Source organism: Pseudomonas sp. GL_139_B (assembly GCF_057834475.1).
Genome location: NZ_CM174403.1, coordinates 1,962,519 through 1,977,236, shown reverse-complemented (window position 1 = coordinate 1,977,236; position 14,718 = coordinate 1,962,519). Strand labels below are relative to the sequence as shown.

Sequence of the window (14,718 nt, the reverse complement as noted above, 5' to 3'; positions counted from 1 at the left end):
CACGTCGACATCTCTGTTACCTGACACACCGCATTCGCGAGCAAGCTCACTCCTACAATGACCGTGTTGCATGTTTATAATCTTGCGCTTGCCAACAATTGAGACCGGTATGACCGCTATCCACATCAAGTTCCCTTCCCTGACCCTCAAGGCCGGCCCGCGTGCCTTCGCGCGCATCCGGAAAGACGGTTTGAGCGCCATCGACGTCGGCACGCTGCCGGGTGCCGCTGGCGGGCCTAAGGCCCTGGGGATTCAAGGTCTGGACCTGGCGTTGTTTGGCGAATGGCTGCCGGCCGCACCGCGCGAGCGTTCACTGATTGGCGCCTCGGTCGGTTCCTGGCGCTTCGCCAGTGCCTGCCTGCCGGACGCCGCCGAGGGCATCCGCCGCCTCGGGCATTTGTACACCGAGCAAAACTTCGCCAAGGGCGTGACCATGGCGCAGATCAGCCAGAGCTCGCAGCGCATGCTCGATGAACTGCTGGACGGTCGCGATGCCTCGATCTTGAGCAACGTGCATTACCGACTGAACATCATGGTGGTCAAAAGCCACGGCCTGTTGGCACACGACCATCGCGGCCGGCTCGGGCTGGCGCTGGGATCCGTGATCGCCGACAACCTGCGCGGGCGCGCGCGGCTGTCGCGGCATTTCGAACGACTGATCATCCACGACCCGCGCCTGGCGCCGCCGGTCAATGCGCTGAACGACTTCCCCTCACGCTTCGTCGCACTCAACACCGGCAATCTGCGTCAGGCGCTGCTGGCTTCGGGCTCGATCCCGATGGTGATGGAAGGCGTGCGCGACTTGCCCGGTGCGGGCGCAGGAACGTTCCGCGATGGCGGTTTGCTCGACTATCACCTGGACCTGCCCTACAGCGGCAACGACATCGTGCTGTACCCGCATTTCACCGACCGGGTGATTCCCGGCTGGTTCGACAAGACCTTGCCGTGGCGCCGCGCCTGCCCTGCGCGTTTGCAAGATGTTCTGCTGCTGGCGCCGTCGAAGGAGTATCTGGCGCGCTTGCCCTACGGCAAACTGCCGGATCGTAACGATTTCAAGCGCTTCATGGGCGACGCGCCGGCCCGGCAGAAATACTGGCGCGCCGCGATGGATGAAAGCCGTCGCCTCGGTGATGAATTCCTCGAACTGGCCGCCAATGGTCGCCTCGGCGAGCGCTTGCTGACCCTTTAGTCAGTGTTTCGTCCGCAGCTCTGTTAAACTCGCCACCTGCCCACATCGCCGTGGCGATCGCCACCTGACAGAGCTGAAATCACCTGTGGAAATTTTCAAAGAGTTTACGTTCGAATCCGCCCACCGCCTGCCCCACGTGCCGGAAGGCCACAAGTGCGGTCGCCTGCACGGGCACTCGTTCAAAGTGGCGATCCACTTGAGCGGCGACCTCGATCCGCACACCGGCTGGATCCGCGACTTCTCGGAAATCAAGGCGATCTTCAAGCCGCTTTACGAGCGCCTGGACCACAACTACCTGAACGACATTCCTGGTCTGGAAAACCCGACCAGTGAAGTGCTGGCCAAATTCATCTGGAATGAACTGAAGCCCCTGCTGCCGGAACTCAGCGCGATCCGTATCCACGAGACGTGCACCAGCGGCTGCATCTATCACGGCGAGTAACCCGCCAACCCCCTTGTAGGAGCGAGCAAGCTGTTGTGGCTCAATGTTTTTGGACCATGATGTAGGAGTATCGACCTAAGGAAGCATCATGGGATATCGGGTTGTTAGTCCTGAGGAAAAAGCGGAGGCCATTCGTTTGGTTGTGGAGATGAAATGCTCCATTCCTAAAGCCTGTGAGCTTACAGGCGTGGGGCCCACAGCTCTACGCCGATGGGTTTTGCACTGGCACCGGGAGCATGCGGGGGTTTTGCAGGCCTCCCGGCCCCAAGATCAGCAAATGATCGAGTCGTTGCAGGCAAAATTGGCCCTGCTTGAGGCCGAGAATCATGTCTTAAAAAAGCAATTGCCCTCTCATCTGAAAGTTCTGTTCAACCGAACCAAGTGATTGATGGCGTTAGAGGAGCAATGTCGATTCGACGTATGTGCTCGGTCCTGGGTTTGGCTCGCAGTAGCTTTTACGCGAAGCGTAAGCCTGCGTTGCCGCGTGTTATCGAGAAAGACCTGGAGCTGAAAATTCGTGCGATACATCAGGAGCATCGCGAAGCACTGGGTGCGCGCGGGTTGTCCAAGGAGCTGAGAAAAGGTGGTGTTTTCATTGGGCGTCACCGAATGCGCTCCTTGATAAATACTTTGGAACTCGCCAGACGTCGACCGCGTTATGCCCACTATCGTCGCGCCACCAAGCCCGGAGTCACGGCACCAAACATACTTGATCGTCGTTTTAATCCAGTCCAGCCGGACACGCTATGGGCGGGTGATATCACCTACATCAAAGTGAGGGATAGTTGGTTGTATTTGGCGGTAGTGATGGATCTTTTTTCACGCAGAATTGTGGGGTGGGCCTGTTCCAGGACGGCTGACACGGACTTGTCCATCAAAGCCCTTAAGCTGGCGGTTGCGCTGCGTCGTCCGATGCCGCAGCTGTTGTTCCACTCAGACCAAGGCTGCCAGTACACCTCTGACCGCTTCGCGACATGCCTGGAAGAAAGCCGGATCGTGCATAGCGTAAGCCGGCGTGGAAACTGCTGGGACAATGCGGTGGTCGAGCGTTATTTCAGAACATTGAAGCATGACTGGATGCCGGAGAGCGGCTACCAGAACCATTTCGAAGCGGAGAAGGATGTGATCGATTTTGTGTCGCATTACAACCATCGTCGTTGCCACACCGCTTCGAATAACCTGCCGCCGGCTCTCTTTGAACAGCAGGCGGCCTAAAAACTCCTACAGAGTGGTCCAAAAAAACTGGACCCCAACAAGCTCGCTCCTACAAGGGGCACTGCGTTTCGTCAGTGAATGATCAAGCCACCTTCAGCGGTGGCTTTTTTATGCCTATGCTTTTTGCCTCGCCCCCGCCAAGAGGACACGCAAATGGCTGACTGGCTGCTGGACCGCCAATACCGCTTCAACGGGCACCGCATTCACTACGCCGTACAAGGCGACGGCCCGCCGCTGGTGTTCGTGCATGGCACGCCCTTCTCTTCTTATGTGTGGCATCGCATCGCCCCGCACTTCATTGCCACGCACCGGGTGCATTACTTCGACCTGCTGGGCTATGGCCAATCGGAGAAAATCGACGGCGACGTATCGCTGGGCGTGCAGAACGGGTTGTTGGCGCAATTGCTCGATCACTGGGCAATCGAGCGACCCGACGTGGTGGCCCACGATTTCGGCGGCGCCACCGTGCTGCGCACTCACCTGCTGAACGGTCGGGACTACCGCAGTCTGACATTGATCGACCCGGTGGCGCTGACGCCTTGGGGTTCACCGTTCGTGCAGCATGTGCGCCAACATGAAGCCGCATTCAGTGGCGTGCCGGATTACATCCAGCAAGCCATCGTACCGGCCTACATTCGCGGGGCGATCAAACGCGACATTCCCGATGAAGAACTCGCACCGTACGTACAGCCGTGGCTGGGGGAGCCAGGACAAACGGCGTTCTACCGGCAGATTGCGCAGATGGACGAGCGCTATACCCGTGAGGCTGAAGGTTTGTACCCGACCATTCGGTGCCCGGTGCAGATTCTGTGGGGCGAGGACGATCAGTGGATCCCCATCGAGCGCGGCCGCGCGTTGCATCAGCTAATACCGGGATCGCAGTTTCATCCGATTCCCAATGCCGGGCATCTGGTGCAGGAAGATGCGCCGGAAGCGATTGTTGCAGCGTTGCTGAAATTCTTGTCCCTGATCCAATGAACCCACAGAGCTTTGGTTTCCTCTGGATGGACCGCATTTGTGCCCTCCCGCGTCAACCCGTCAGGCTCGGCTATAAATAACTACACCCTCACCCTTGGCACGATCACTGCTCTCCCTACCGCGTCCTCCCCAATTCGTAAGGAACGCCACATGACGCAGAACGACCCGGGAAACGACTACCCCCTCAGCGAAGTCCCGATGCATGCCCGCAAAGGGCTCAGATCCACGGCGATGGTGCTACTGGGTTTCACCTTCTTCACCGCCACCATGTTCGCTGGCGGCAAGCTCGGTGTGGCGTTCAGTTTTGCCGAGTTAATGGCAGTGATTATCGCCGGCAATCTGTTGCTGGGCATCTATGCCGCCGCATTGAGCTTTATTGCGTTCAAGAGCGGACTCAACTCGGTGCTGATGGGCCGTTTCTGCTTCGGTGAAGTGGGCAGCAAGCTCAGCGACCTGATCCTCGGTTTTACTCAAATCGGCTGGTACGCCTGGGGCACGGCCACTGCTGCCGTGGTATTGGGCAAGTATTTCCATTTGAGCCAAGGCACGGTCCTAGTGCTAATGGTGCTCTTCGGGTTTCTATTTTGTGCGACGGCCTATGTGGGTTATCGCGGGCTGGAAATTCTCTCTTACATCGCTGTTCCGGCCATGATGCTGCTGCTGATGCTGTCGATGTGGGTGGCGACGGTAAAGGTCGGCGGGCTCGATGGTTTGCTCGCCGTAGTGCCAACGGGAACGATGGATTGGTCGACCGCCATTACCCTGGTGTTTGGCACATTTGTCAGCGGGGCGACTCAAGCCTCCAACTGGACGCGCTTCTCGCGCTCGGCACGGGTCGCGGTGCTGGCGAGCCTGATCGGGTTCTTCACCGGCAACGGTTTGATGGTATTGATCGGCGCCTACGGGGCCATCGTCTACCAACAACCGGACGTGGTCGAAGTGCTGCTGTTACAAGGTTTCGCCATCGCTGCGATGGCGATGTTGATGATCAACATCTGGAGCACCCAGGACAACACCATCTACAACTTCGCCGTCGCCGGTTGCAACCTGCTGCGCACCGGCCGGCGAAAAACCGTGACCCTGGTCGGCGCGGTTATCGGCACGCTGCTGGCCCTGCTGGGCATGTACGACATGCTGGTGCCGTACCTGATTCTGTTGGGCACGGTGATTCCACCGATTGGTGGCGTGATCATGGCGGACTTTTTCTTTCGCTATCGAGGCCATTATCCCAAGTTGGCCGACGCACGGTTGCCCGCGTTCAACTGGTCGGGTTTGACGGCCTATGCCGTCGGCACCATGGCTGCTTTCAGTTCGCCGTGGGTCGCACCGCTGGTAGGGATTGCCGCTGCCGCGCTAACGTATATGTTATTGACCGCCGTGCTCGGTGCTCGAACCGCCCCTGCGCCACAGAAAGACTTATAAAAGGACTCGCCTCATGCACATCATCAACGCCCGCCTGCGCAACCAAGAAGGCCTGCATGAGTTGCACCTGGAAAACGGCCTGATCCGCACCATCGCCCGGCAGACCGAAGCCCCGACCCTGGGCCCCGACGATCTGGACGCCGGCGGCAACCTGGTGGTGCCCCCTTTTGTCGAGCCGCACATTCACCTCGACGCTACGCTGACCGCCGGCGAGCCGCGCTGGAACATGAGCGGCACGTTGTTCGAGGGCATCGAGTGCTGGGGCGAGCGCAAGGTGACGATCACCGAGGAAGACACCAAAACCCGCGCCAAGAAGACCATCCAGACCCTCGCCGCCCACGGCATCCAACATGTGCGCACCCACGTCGACGTCACCGACCCGCATCTCACTGCACTCAAGGCGATGCTCGACGTGCGCGAGGAAACCCGTCACCTGATCGACCTGCAAATCGTCGCGTTCCCGCAGGAAGGCATCGAGTCGTACCGCAATGGCCGCGAGCTGATGGAAGAAGCAATCCGCATGGGCGCCGATGTAGTCGGCGGCATTCCGCACTTCGAGTACACCCGCGATCAGGGTGTGAGTTCCGTGAAGTTCCTGATGGACCTGGCCGAGCGCACCGGTTGCCTGGTGGACGTGCATTGCGACGAAACCGACGACCCGCATTCGCGCTTCCTCGAAGTGCTAGCCGAAGAGGCCCGCAGCCGTGGCATGGGCTCGCGGGTTACCGCCAGCCACACCACGGCGATGGGTTCCTACGACAACGCTTACTGCGCCAAACTCTTTCGCCTGCTTGGGCATTCTGGGATCAGTTTTGTCTCCTGCCCCACTGAAAGCATTCATCTGCAAGGACGCTTCGACACCTTCCCGAAACGCCGTGGCGTAACCCGGGTCAACGAGTTGCTCGAAGCGGGGATGAACGTGTGTTTCGGTCAGGACTCGATTGTTGACCCGTGGTATCCGCTGGGCAACGGCAACATCCTGCGGGTGCTTGAAGCGGGATTGCACATCTGCCACATGCTCGGTTACCGCAACCTGCAAAGCGCGCTCGACCTGGTGACGGACAACAGCGCCAAGGCGATGAACCTCGGTGATCGTTATGGGCTGGAAGCGGGACGGCCGGCGAATTTGCTGGTGCTGTCGGCGGACAGTGATTACGAGGTGATTCGCAGTCAGGGGTTGCCGCTGTATTCAGTTCGTGGGGGCAAGTTGCTGATGAAGCGGACGATGCCGGTGGTGGAATGGCCAAATCAGTTCTGAATTTTCGCTAACTGTCAGGGCCCCATCGCCAGCAGGCTGGCTCCCACAGGGGATGTGTGAACGACACAGATCCAATGTGGGAGCCAGCCTGCTGGCGATAGCTATCTTGAAATCAACCGATCAACCGAGCCGTGCCAAATAGCCTGACCCGACTCAATTCCCCATCCATTTCCTCCAGCAAAATCGGCGCCGTGCCGCCTGGCATTACCACTTTCACCTCGCCCGCCGCGACCCAACCCACCCGCCACGCTGCACACGCCACGGCACTGGCGCTGGTGCCCGACGACGCCGTCGGCCCTTCCCCGCGCTCAAACACCCGAGCAACGACCCGGCCTTCAGACTCAAGCATCGCCCACTGCACATTCACCCCCGCCGGGCACGGGTCACCGGCCCCGGTCGGCATGGCATAAGCAATACGCATCAACCCTTCAGCCAACGGTGATTCACGCATCTGCTCATTGCTCGGCAACGCAGCAGCATCCGCCACCAGCGTCACGCAATGCGGATTGCCGATGCGCGCAAACTGGCTGCGGTTCCAAGCGGGTTCAAGCGCGGACAATGGCCGCACATGGCTGACTTCTCGTCCATTTAACAGCACGCTTTCCACCCCCTGCGCGCCCACCGCTTGCGGTCCTAACAAAGGTTTCCCCAAATCCAGCCAAAACCCTTGCACACCATCGACCTCAGCCGGTTTGACTGACGTCTCGCCCGGCGACACCACGTCCGTCTTGTCGTGATGAACCCGCAGCAGGCACGCCCCATCTTTCGGCATCAATCCTTGCTCACTCAGCGCCTGAGAAAAAATCGTCAGCCCATTGCCACTGCGTTCGGCTAACGTGCCGTCAGTGTTGACGATCAGCAAGTCATAAGGCGGCGCCGATTGAAACGGCCCGACCAGCAAGCCGTCGCTGCGATGGTCCTTGCTGCCGGGCGGCTGAGTACCAGGGGCCCAAGCACAAAACGCCTCGATGGCCGCCAACGCCCAGTTTTCGCGGGTTTGCGCAGCCTGGCTGGCCAGCATCGGTAGGTCGATACCGCAGCCACGCACCGTCTCTGGTGCCACAACCGCGTAAATATTGCCTCGAGCATCGTAATACGCTGTCATCACGCCCCCAATCTGAACCATGAAGTGCCGACAATATCGCGAAACAACGACCCACTGTGCAAGGATGTCCGCTGACAGCGAGCCAGGCGCACGTGCTGATCGAACCCTCACCGGTGAATCACTGTCCCTTGGGTACGCGATGTTTTTTGCCAAGGATTGATATGACCAGCTTCAAGACCCAAACCTCCTTTGTCCCCGGACGTCTGGAGCAGATGTCCACCCGCATCGCGTTCTTCATCGCCGGTCTCGGCATCGCCGCCTGGGCGCCATTGGTGCCTTACGCCAAGGCGCGGGCCGGGTTGGGTGAAGGGACGCTCGGTTTGCTGCTGTTATGCCTCGGAGTGGGGTCAATTCTGGCGATGCCGTTGGCCGGATTACTGGCCGCACGCTTCGGATGCCGGCGCGTGGCGGCCGGCGGGACGCTGCTGATTTGTGCAGCGCTGCCGTTGCTGGCGACCGTATCGACCGTGCCGGCGTTGATCGCCACGCTGTTCATGTTCGGCGCCGGGCTGGGCACGGTGGACTCCACGGTCAACCTGCAAGCGGTGATCGTCGAACGGGCCAGCGGCAAGCACATGATGTCGGGATTTCACGGGATGTTCAGCCTGGGCGGGATCGTCGGTGCCGCAGGCGTCAGCGGCCTGCTCGGCCTGGGCATGTCTCCGCTGGGCGCGATGCTGGTAGTGATTACGGTGCTGGTGCTGGCCCTGCTGAAAGCCGCGCCGCACCTGCTGCCGTATGGCAGCGAAAGCACCGGGCCAGCGTTTGCCGTGCCCCATGGCATCGTGCTGTTTATTGGCGGGATGTGCTTCATTGTGTTCCTGGCCGAAGGCGCGGCGCTCGACTGGAGCGCGGTGTTCCTGGCGCAGGAGCGCGGGATCGACACGGCGTATGCGGGCCTGGGGTATGCGGCCTTTGCACTGACCATGACAGCCGGGCGCTTGACCGGTGACCGGATTGTCCGGCGCCTGGGTGCTACGCAGGTGATTGTGTTCGGTGGGCTGACCGCCGCAGCGGGCCTGGCGCTGGCCACGTTCGCACCGGCTTGGGAGGCGGCGCTGGCGGGTTATGCGTTATTGGGTGCGGGCTGTTCGAACATCGTGCCGGTGCTGTACACCGCCGTCGGCAAACAGACGGTCATGCCCGAACACATCGCCGTGCCGGCCATCACCACACTGGGTTACGCCGGCATCCTCGCCGGCCCTGCGGTGATCGGGTTTATTGCCCATGGCAGCAGTTTGAGCTTTGCCTTTGGGTTGATGGCGTTGTTGCTGGTGGCGGTGGCCATTGGCGGCAAGGTGTTGAAAGTCTGATAAAGCTATCGCCAGCAGGCAGGCTCCCACAGGGGATCTTCAGCAAACACAATATCTGTGTATGAAGGAGATCAATGTGGGAGCCAGCCTGCTGGCGATGGGGTCACCTCGGTCTTTTAGAACCCCACACTGGCCTGCACAAAGAACGTACGCGGCGCCCCCACATACATCCCCGAGTTGTTGTCGCTGGACCGGGTGAAGTACTGCTTGTCGAAGATGTTTTTCACCCCGGCGCCGAGTTTCAGGTTCGACAGTTGCGAACCGAAGTCATAACCAGCGCGAGCGTTCCAGATCATATACCCCGGAATGTCGCCGAACTGACCGTCTTCAGTCCCTTCAGTGATGTAATCGCCGTTGAAGCTGCCATCGGCGTTGACGCCAGTGCCCGGCGAGCGCTGCTTGGACTGGGCAAATGCATCAAGGTTGTAGGTCCAGCGATTGATGTCATAACGCAGCCCGGCGGTAAGCACCTGACGCGAATAGAACGGCAGGTCACGGCCCTTGAAGCCCGGAATGTCGCCTTCATAGGTAGCACGCGTGTAGGTGAAACCGGTGTAGGCAGTCAGGCCATCCAGCATCGGGTTCAACGCGGCCAAGTCGTAATGCACTGAAGCCTCAACGCCCTGGTGCTTGGTCGCGCCGAGGTTGGTCCAGCCCACATCGTTGCTGATGTATTGCAGCTCGTCTTCGAAGTCGATGTAAAACAGCGTCACTTCCCCGCCCCACACATCATCGTTGTAGCGCGTGCCGATTTCGTAAGTCTTGGCCTTTTCCGGCTCCAGGCCATTGGCCGTGTTATCGCCAACGCCGCCCTGGCCGAGCTGGAAATACTGCAAGCTGCCGAACGAAGTCTCGTAGTTGGCGAACAGCTTCCACTCTTGCGACATGTGATACATCACGCTCAGGGCGGGCAGCGGTTCGTTGCTTTCGATGCTACGGTTTTTCTCCGGCACGGGTTTGCCGGCAGTGTCGAGCACGGCGCGGTCGTGCCAGTCGGTGCTGATGTGTTCGAAGCGAATGCCCGGAGTCACGGTCCAGTTGCCGACATCAATCTTGTTGTCGACATACACCGCGTTGGCTTCAGTGCCACCGGTACGATCCTGGTACACGTGGCCGTCAGAGCCCGGGGTCAACACCGGCACATTGTCCACCAGCGCCACACGGCTCGCTTCTTCGTGCATGGCTTCTTTCAGATAGCGGTAACCGACGCTGACTTCCTGGAGAGTCGGCCCCACATCAAACACATGGGACACCCGAGGCTCGATGCCGAAAGTGTTGTAAGTGCGCGGATACGAACTGAGGGTTTTCTGGTCGCGGGCGGCGATGTTGCTGCCACGAAAACTGTCGGTGTAATACGTCAGCACTTCGGCCTGGGTGCGGTCGTCGATCTGCCGTGCCCACCGGAACGACACGTCCTTGCGGCGGCCGCTGAAGTTGTCGTGGTCACGTACGGACTGGAACGGGTTCTCGTCGTATTGCTTCTGTGTCAGGCCGCCCGGCATGTCAGCGCTGGCGTCGTAGTAGTGAAAGTTGAGGCTGAAATCGTCGACATCAGTCGGCGCCCAGTGGGTCTTGAGGATCACATCGTCGATGTCATTGTCGTTGTTGCCTTCACGGTAACCATCGCCGTTCACCCCGGAATACAACAGCGCCGCGCCGATGCCATTGTCAGCCGTGCCGCCGAGGAACGCGCTGTCGAGGTGTTTCCAGCCGCCGTACTGCGAGGTTTCCAGGGTGGTGCCAATTTCACCGGTGGCTTCTTGCGGGATCGCGCGCGTCACGAAGTTAATCACACCACCGACGTTTTGCGGCCCGTAACGTACGGAACCGGCGCCGCGAACCACGTCGATGCTGTCGAGGTTGCCCGAGGAGATCGGCGCCATCGACAGCTGCGGTTGACCATAGGGTGCAAACGCGGCCGGCACGCCGTCGATCAATACGGTGGAGCGTGGCGACAAGCGCGAGGTCAGGCCCCGCACGCCGACGTTCAGGGAAATATCGCTGCCACCGGTGCCGTTGGCGTCCTGCACTTGTACGCCAGGGACACGCTTGAGCACCTCGCCAACGTTCATCGCGCCTTGCTCGACCATCGCTTCGCGGCGAACCACCGTTCGCGCGCCGGGATGGTTCTGCACCAAGGCCGCGTCGGCATCGTCGAGCCAATTACCGACCACTTTGATGTCGGTCACGTCCAGCTCCAGCGGACCGGTCGAAGCGGACGTCGGCGCGGGTGTCAACGTCACCGAGCCTTGATCGATCTGGTATTGCAAACCGCTGCCTTGCAGCAATTGGCGCAAGGCCTGTTCTGGCGAAATATCGCCATCGACAGCCGGGGCTTGTTTGCCGGCGACCAGATCAGGACTGAAAAAAACCTGCAATGAAGATTGCTGACCCAACTGACTCAAGGCATCGCCCAGTGGCTGCGCCTGAATATGAATGCCTCCGGCGGCGAACGCCTGAGGCAGCGCGGTACTGACCGCCAAGGCGAATGCCAACCGCAACCAATGGGAAATTTTGTTGTGGCCAAAGGTGTTTTTCACGTCGAACAGTGTCCTGTGGAACGCAAGAGCATGCGTTTGTTAATGCAAACCAGTTGCAGTTGGACAAGGAGACGATGAACTCGAAAAAAACCTGAATCTATTTTGAAATTATTTCCTGACTGCCGTCATCGAGGGTGCGCACGGCCACCGGCAGGATGCTCGGCAAGGCCTTGATGAGTGCATCAGTGTTGTCGGAATTGGATACGCTGGTCAGGCGCAGATTGCCGACTTTATCGTTGCCGACGGTGAGCGGTTTCTCGCGGTAACGCGATACTTCGGCAGCCACCTCGCTGAGGCGGGCGTTGTTGAACACCAGTTTGCCGCCGCGCCACGCGGTCAGCTCGGTCGGGTTGACCGCATAAGCCGCCGCAACAACCCCTTGGGCATCGATGCGAGTGCCGAGGCCGGCACTAAGGCTGATGACATCGGTACCCTGCCCCTGAACCTTGACCGTGCCCTGCTCCACCGCCACCCGGGTTTGCAAAGGGTCGCGGCGCACATCGAAGCGCGTGCCGGTGACCGTCACCTGGCCGTTGCCCGCTTCGACCACGAACGGTCGGCGGGTGTCGTGCTCGACGCTGAACATCGCTTCGCCTTCCGTCAGCTCGATGCCGCGCCGATCTTTTTCAAAGCGCACCTGAATATGGCTACGGCTGTTCATGTCAATCAACGAACCGTCCGGCAATACCACATGCCGACGCTCACCCAGCGCCGTGGAATATTCAGCGGTAAAAGGTTCCGGGTGATGCAAACCACTGAACCATCCTACGCCCAGCGCCACGGCCACCACACTGGCTGCCACGGCATAACGCACCCACGGTTGACGTGTGCGGGGAGCCGGGGCGGTTTCACACAAGGCTTGCAGACGCGCGGCCGGCACCAGGTCAGCCGCCATCCACAAGCCCTGGAGCATTTCGAATTCATCTTGATGTTGAGGATGCTGGTTCAGCCAGGCCTCAAAGCGCCGATATTCCACGACGTCCACGGCCGGTTCCTGCAAACGCACAAACCACCGCGCCGCATCGTCACGAACCGTTGTTTGCCCGCACGCACAATCACGAGTATCCATTATGGAAGTTCCTGTTTGGCTGGGGGTGAGACGACGCGGCCGGTCATGGTTGCGATCCGCCGACGCGGTCACGCAGATGCCGCAAAGTGCGGATCATATACTTTTCCACCATGTTCTTGGACAGGCCCAGGCGTTCGGCGATTTCAGCCTGGGTCAGGCCTTCGATCTTTTGCCATACAAACACCTTGCGGCAATTGACCGGCAACTCGCAGAGCGCCCGTTCGATGGAATCAGCCAACTGGATCGCCTGCATGTACTGCTCCGGGTCGCCGGACGGCGACACACTCAGATCAATCGCCTCCGACTCCATGGCGCCCCGCCGATCCTCACGCCGATAACCGTCCACCGCGATGTTGCGCGCCATCTGGTGCAGATACGCCCGAGGTTGTTCCACCGCCGCCGAATTCGACTCAAGCACCCGCACGAAGGTGTCGTGGGCCAGGTCCTCAGCCTGCTGACGATTTCTCAGGCGACGGGTCCAGGTACCAACCAACTCTTCGTAATACTCGAAAAAGCCATGTCTGCGGGGCAGCTTGGGGATCATTGCGGTGTGCTGTGGAGAGGGGGTGCGAATAGTAATGCTTCCTATTAACTGGAAGCAATGGATTCTATGTCGTCCGAGTTACGACAGATCATCACACTTCCGCAACTTGCATAACCAATTGACCAGCGATACATCGCACCGCTACCGACTCCAAATGTGCCCCCTTACAGGGACCGTCAATACACTGCCCGTCCTCGAAACGAAACATCGCGCTGTGATGCGCGCACATCAGGACCTTGCCGCGATAAGTGCAAAATTCCTGCGGACGATAGTCCAGAGGCACTGAAAAATGCGGGCAGCGGTTGATGTAGACCCACACCTGCCGGCCTTGTCGCACTGCCACCAGGCCGGCCGGATGCAGCTGCTGGTGCTGGGGCAGGCCGAGGGCACCGCCGTCGGCGATGTCGTCCAGTTGGCACAACGTGATCGTGGTCATGCTCAGCCACGCAATTCCGGATTGCCGAGGCTCCAGTGCCACGGACGGATCTGGATACTCGCAAACAACCCGGCCTGTACGTACGGATCGTCCTGAACGAACGCCTCCACTTCCGGCAAGCTGTGCGCCTCGATCACCAGCAATGTGCCGTTCATCGCCGCACCGGTCTCATCAAGGGTCGGACCGCCGAACCGCACGACCACCCGATGGCGCTCGGTCGCACGTAAATGCGCTTGATGACTGGGTCGCAAACGCTGACGCAAGGCCAGCGAATTTGGATGGTCTGTGGCGAACACTGCAAAAAACTGGCCCATGCTTCACTCGGCTTCCATCACAAATTCGTAGCACGCGCGCTTGAACGGCACGTCCATACCCAGTTTGGCCGACACATCGTCGTGGCTGATGCGGTCTTCGTAAATCACCTGCAATGACTGTTTGACGCCGAACACCGCATCGGACGCTAGATACGGGTCATCGTGATTGAACAAGTGCGTGACCAGTTTGCGATAGCCGGGCACCTCAATCATGAAATGCAGGTGCGCGGGCCGCCACGCATGACGGTTGGCCGCATCGAGCATGCGCCCCACCGGACCATCGGTCGGTATCGGGTAGGCCACCGGGACAATCGTGCGAATCGCAAAACAGCCGTCCGCATCGGTGCGATAGCGACCGCGCAAATTACCAAACGGCTGCTCGGTGTCCTGGCCGGAATACATGCCGTTCTCGGCGGTCTGCCAGACATCGAGCACCGCACCGGCCAAGGCGTTACCGCGAACATCGACCACGCGGCCACGAACCAACGCCGTTTCGCCTGGGGTGAAGGCCATGTTTTCGCCGAACGCCCGATCTGGCATGCCGTCGATGTAGAACGGCCCGAAGACCGTGGTCTCAGTCGCCGTTGCGCTGTGCCTGTGGTTGATCGCATCCACCAGCATCGATACACCGAGAGTGTCCGACAGCAGAATGAATTCCTGACGTACCAGACCGTCGCATTTATGCCCGGTCTCGGTCAGGAAGCGGATGCCTTCGAACCATTCCTGTTCGGTCAATTCGACCTCGCTGACGAAGGCGTGCAGATGCCGCGTCAGACTTTGCATGATCTGTTTGTAACGCGCGTTGGGCGCGTCGTTGAAACTGCTCACGGCTTGCGCGGAAATCAGGAATTCCGTGGCTTTGTCTTGATCGGTCATTGTTGTTATTCCGATGA

Annotated in this window: 15 protein-coding genes; 8 read left to right on the top strand and 7 right to left on the bottom strand. The window is 59.9% G+C overall.

Features of this window, described 5'->3' with window-relative positions:
- Nucleotides 1–109 precede the first annotated feature (109 nt).
- From AC3ISI_RS09075 to codA, 7 genes are all read left to right on the top strand, one after another.
- The gene (locus tag AC3ISI_RS09075; RefSeq protein WP_489336532.1) at nucleotides 110–1,189 is read left to right on the top strand and encodes a patatin-like phospholipase domain-containing protein; all 1,080 of its coding nucleotides are present in this window, start codon (nucleotides 110–112) and stop codon (nucleotides 1,187–1,189) included.
- 85 nt (nucleotides 1,190–1,274) lie between these two features.
- Nucleotides 1,275–1,631: a 6-carboxytetrahydropterin synthase QueD gene (gene queD, locus AC3ISI_RS09070; RefSeq protein WP_081744008.1), complete on the top strand. Its 357-nt coding sequence runs from the start codon at nucleotides 1,275–1,277 to the stop codon at nucleotides 1,629–1,631.
- Between the two features lie 88 nt (nucleotides 1,632–1,719).
- Complete coding sequence (locus tag AC3ISI_RS09065) at nucleotides 1,720–2,016, top strand: transposase (protein ID WP_489336531.1); 297 nt, start codon at nucleotides 1,720–1,722, stop codon at nucleotides 2,014–2,016.
- Nucleotides 2,013–2,846 carry an IS3 family transposase gene (locus AC3ISI_RS09060; protein WP_489336530.1) on the top strand — a complete coding sequence of 278 codons (834 nt, stop codon included), beginning with the start codon at nucleotides 2,013–2,015 and terminating at the stop codon, nucleotides 2,844–2,846. Before AC3ISI_RS09065 ends, AC3ISI_RS09060 begins: the two co-directional genes overlap by 4 nt.
- A 153-nt stretch (nucleotides 2,847–2,999) precedes the next feature.
- A complete protein-coding gene (locus AC3ISI_RS09055; RefSeq protein WP_489336529.1) occupies nucleotides 3,000–3,824 on the top strand; it encodes an alpha/beta fold hydrolase in 825 nt (274 codons plus the stop codon).
- A 150-nt stretch (nucleotides 3,825–3,974) separates the two neighbouring features.
- Entirely contained in the window at nucleotides 3,975–5,246 is a 1,272-nt protein-coding gene (gene codB, locus AC3ISI_RS09050) for a cytosine permease (protein WP_489336527.1), read from the top strand.
- A gap of 13 nt (nucleotides 5,247–5,259) precedes the next feature.
- A complete protein-coding gene (gene codA, locus AC3ISI_RS09045; RefSeq protein WP_489336526.1) occupies nucleotides 5,260–6,504 on the top strand; it encodes a cytosine deaminase in 1,245 nt (414 codons plus the stop codon).
- Nucleotides 6,505–6,616: 112 nt separating this feature from the next.
- Here the strand turns inward: codA and AC3ISI_RS09040 are convergent, their stop codons facing one another.
- On the bottom strand, nucleotides 6,617–7,609 hold the full coding sequence (locus AC3ISI_RS09040) for a diaminopimelate epimerase (RefSeq protein ID WP_489336525.1): 993 nt from the start codon (nucleotides 7,607–7,609) through the stop codon (nucleotides 6,617–6,619).
- A 161-nt stretch (nucleotides 7,610–7,770) separates the two neighbouring features.
- Here AC3ISI_RS09040 and AC3ISI_RS09035 point away from each other — a divergent pair, with 161 nt between their 5' ends.
- Complete coding sequence (locus tag AC3ISI_RS09035; protein WP_489336524.1) at nucleotides 7,771–8,922, top strand: MFS transporter; 1,152 nt, start codon at nucleotides 7,771–7,773, stop codon at nucleotides 8,920–8,922.
- A 116-nt stretch (nucleotides 8,923–9,038) separates the two neighbouring features.
- Here AC3ISI_RS09035 and AC3ISI_RS09030 read toward each other — a convergent pair whose 3' ends face one another.
- The 6 genes from AC3ISI_RS09030 to AC3ISI_RS09005 all read right to left on the bottom strand — a co-directional run bounded on the left by AC3ISI_RS09030 (nucleotide 9,039) and on the right by AC3ISI_RS09005 (nucleotide 14,701).
- Complete coding sequence (locus tag AC3ISI_RS09030; RefSeq protein ID WP_489336523.1) at nucleotides 9,039–11,462, bottom strand: TonB-dependent siderophore receptor; 2,424 nt, start codon at nucleotides 11,460–11,462, stop codon at nucleotides 9,039–9,041.
- A gap of 97 nt (nucleotides 11,463–11,559) precedes the next feature.
- On the bottom strand, nucleotides 11,560–12,534 hold the full coding sequence (locus AC3ISI_RS09025; RefSeq protein ID WP_489337676.1) for a FecR family protein: 975 nt from the start codon (nucleotides 12,532–12,534) through the stop codon (nucleotides 11,560–11,562).
- A gap of 40 nt (nucleotides 12,535–12,574) precedes the next feature.
- Nucleotides 12,575–13,075 carry a sigma-70 family RNA polymerase sigma factor gene (locus AC3ISI_RS09020; RefSeq protein ID WP_489336522.1) on the bottom strand — a complete coding sequence of 167 codons (501 nt, stop codon included), beginning with the start codon at nucleotides 13,073–13,075 and terminating at the stop codon, nucleotides 12,575–12,577.
- Between the two features lie 91 nt (nucleotides 13,076–13,166).
- Nucleotides 13,167–13,511, bottom strand: a complete 345-nt coding sequence (locus AC3ISI_RS09015; protein WP_489336521.1) for a Rieske (2Fe-2S) protein — start codon at nucleotides 13,509–13,511, stop codon at nucleotides 13,167–13,169.
- A gap of 2 nt (nucleotides 13,512–13,513) precedes the next feature.
- Nucleotides 13,514–13,825 (bottom strand): YciI family protein, encoded by a 312-nt coding sequence (locus AC3ISI_RS09010; RefSeq protein ID WP_489336520.1) that lies wholly within the window; start codon nucleotides 13,823–13,825, stop codon nucleotides 13,514–13,516.
- 3 nt (nucleotides 13,826–13,828) lie between these two features.
- Nucleotides 13,829–14,701: a dioxygenase family protein gene (locus AC3ISI_RS09005; protein ID WP_489336519.1), complete on the bottom strand. Its 873-nt coding sequence runs from the start codon at nucleotides 14,699–14,701 to the stop codon at nucleotides 13,829–13,831.
- Between the last annotated feature and the right edge of the window lie 17 nt (nucleotides 14,702–14,718).

Coding starts and splice junctions, on each gene's coding strand:
- AC3ISI_RS09075 (WP_489336532.1), top strand. CDS start 110: ATGACCGCTATCCACATCAAGTTCCCTTCCCTGACCCTCAAGGCCGGC.
- AC3ISI_RS09065 (WP_489336531.1), top strand. CDS start 1,720: ATGGGATATCGGGTTGTTAGTCCTGAGGAAAAAGCGGAGGCCATTCGT.
- AC3ISI_RS09055 (WP_489336529.1), top strand. CDS start 3,000: ATGGCTGACTGGCTGCTGGACCGCCAATACCGCTTCAACGGGCACCGC.
- codB (WP_489336527.1), top strand. CDS start 3,975: ATGACGCAGAACGACCCGGGAAACGACTACCCCCTCAGCGAAGTCCCG.
- codA (WP_489336526.1), top strand. CDS start 5,260: ATGCACATCATCAACGCCCGCCTGCGCAACCAAGAAGGCCTGCATGAG.
- AC3ISI_RS09040 (WP_489336525.1), bottom strand. CDS start 7,609: ATGACAGCGTATTACGATGCTCGAGGCAATATTTACGCGGTTGTGGCA.
- AC3ISI_RS09035 (WP_489336524.1), top strand. CDS start 7,771: ATGACCAGCTTCAAGACCCAAACCTCCTTTGTCCCCGGACGTCTGGAG.
- AC3ISI_RS09020 (WP_489336522.1), bottom strand. CDS start 13,075: ATGATCCCCAAGCTGCCCCGCAGACATGGCTTTTTCGAGTATTACGAA.
- AC3ISI_RS09015 (WP_489336521.1), bottom strand. CDS start 13,511: ATGACCACGATCACGTTGTGCCAACTGGACGACATCGCCGACGGCGGT.
- AC3ISI_RS09010 (WP_489336520.1), bottom strand. CDS start 13,825: ATGGGCCAGTTTTTTGCAGTGTTCGCCACAGACCATCCAAATTCGCTG.
- AC3ISI_RS09005 (WP_489336519.1), bottom strand. CDS start 14,701: ATGACCGATCAAGACAAAGCCACGGAATTCCTGATTTCCGCGCAAGCC.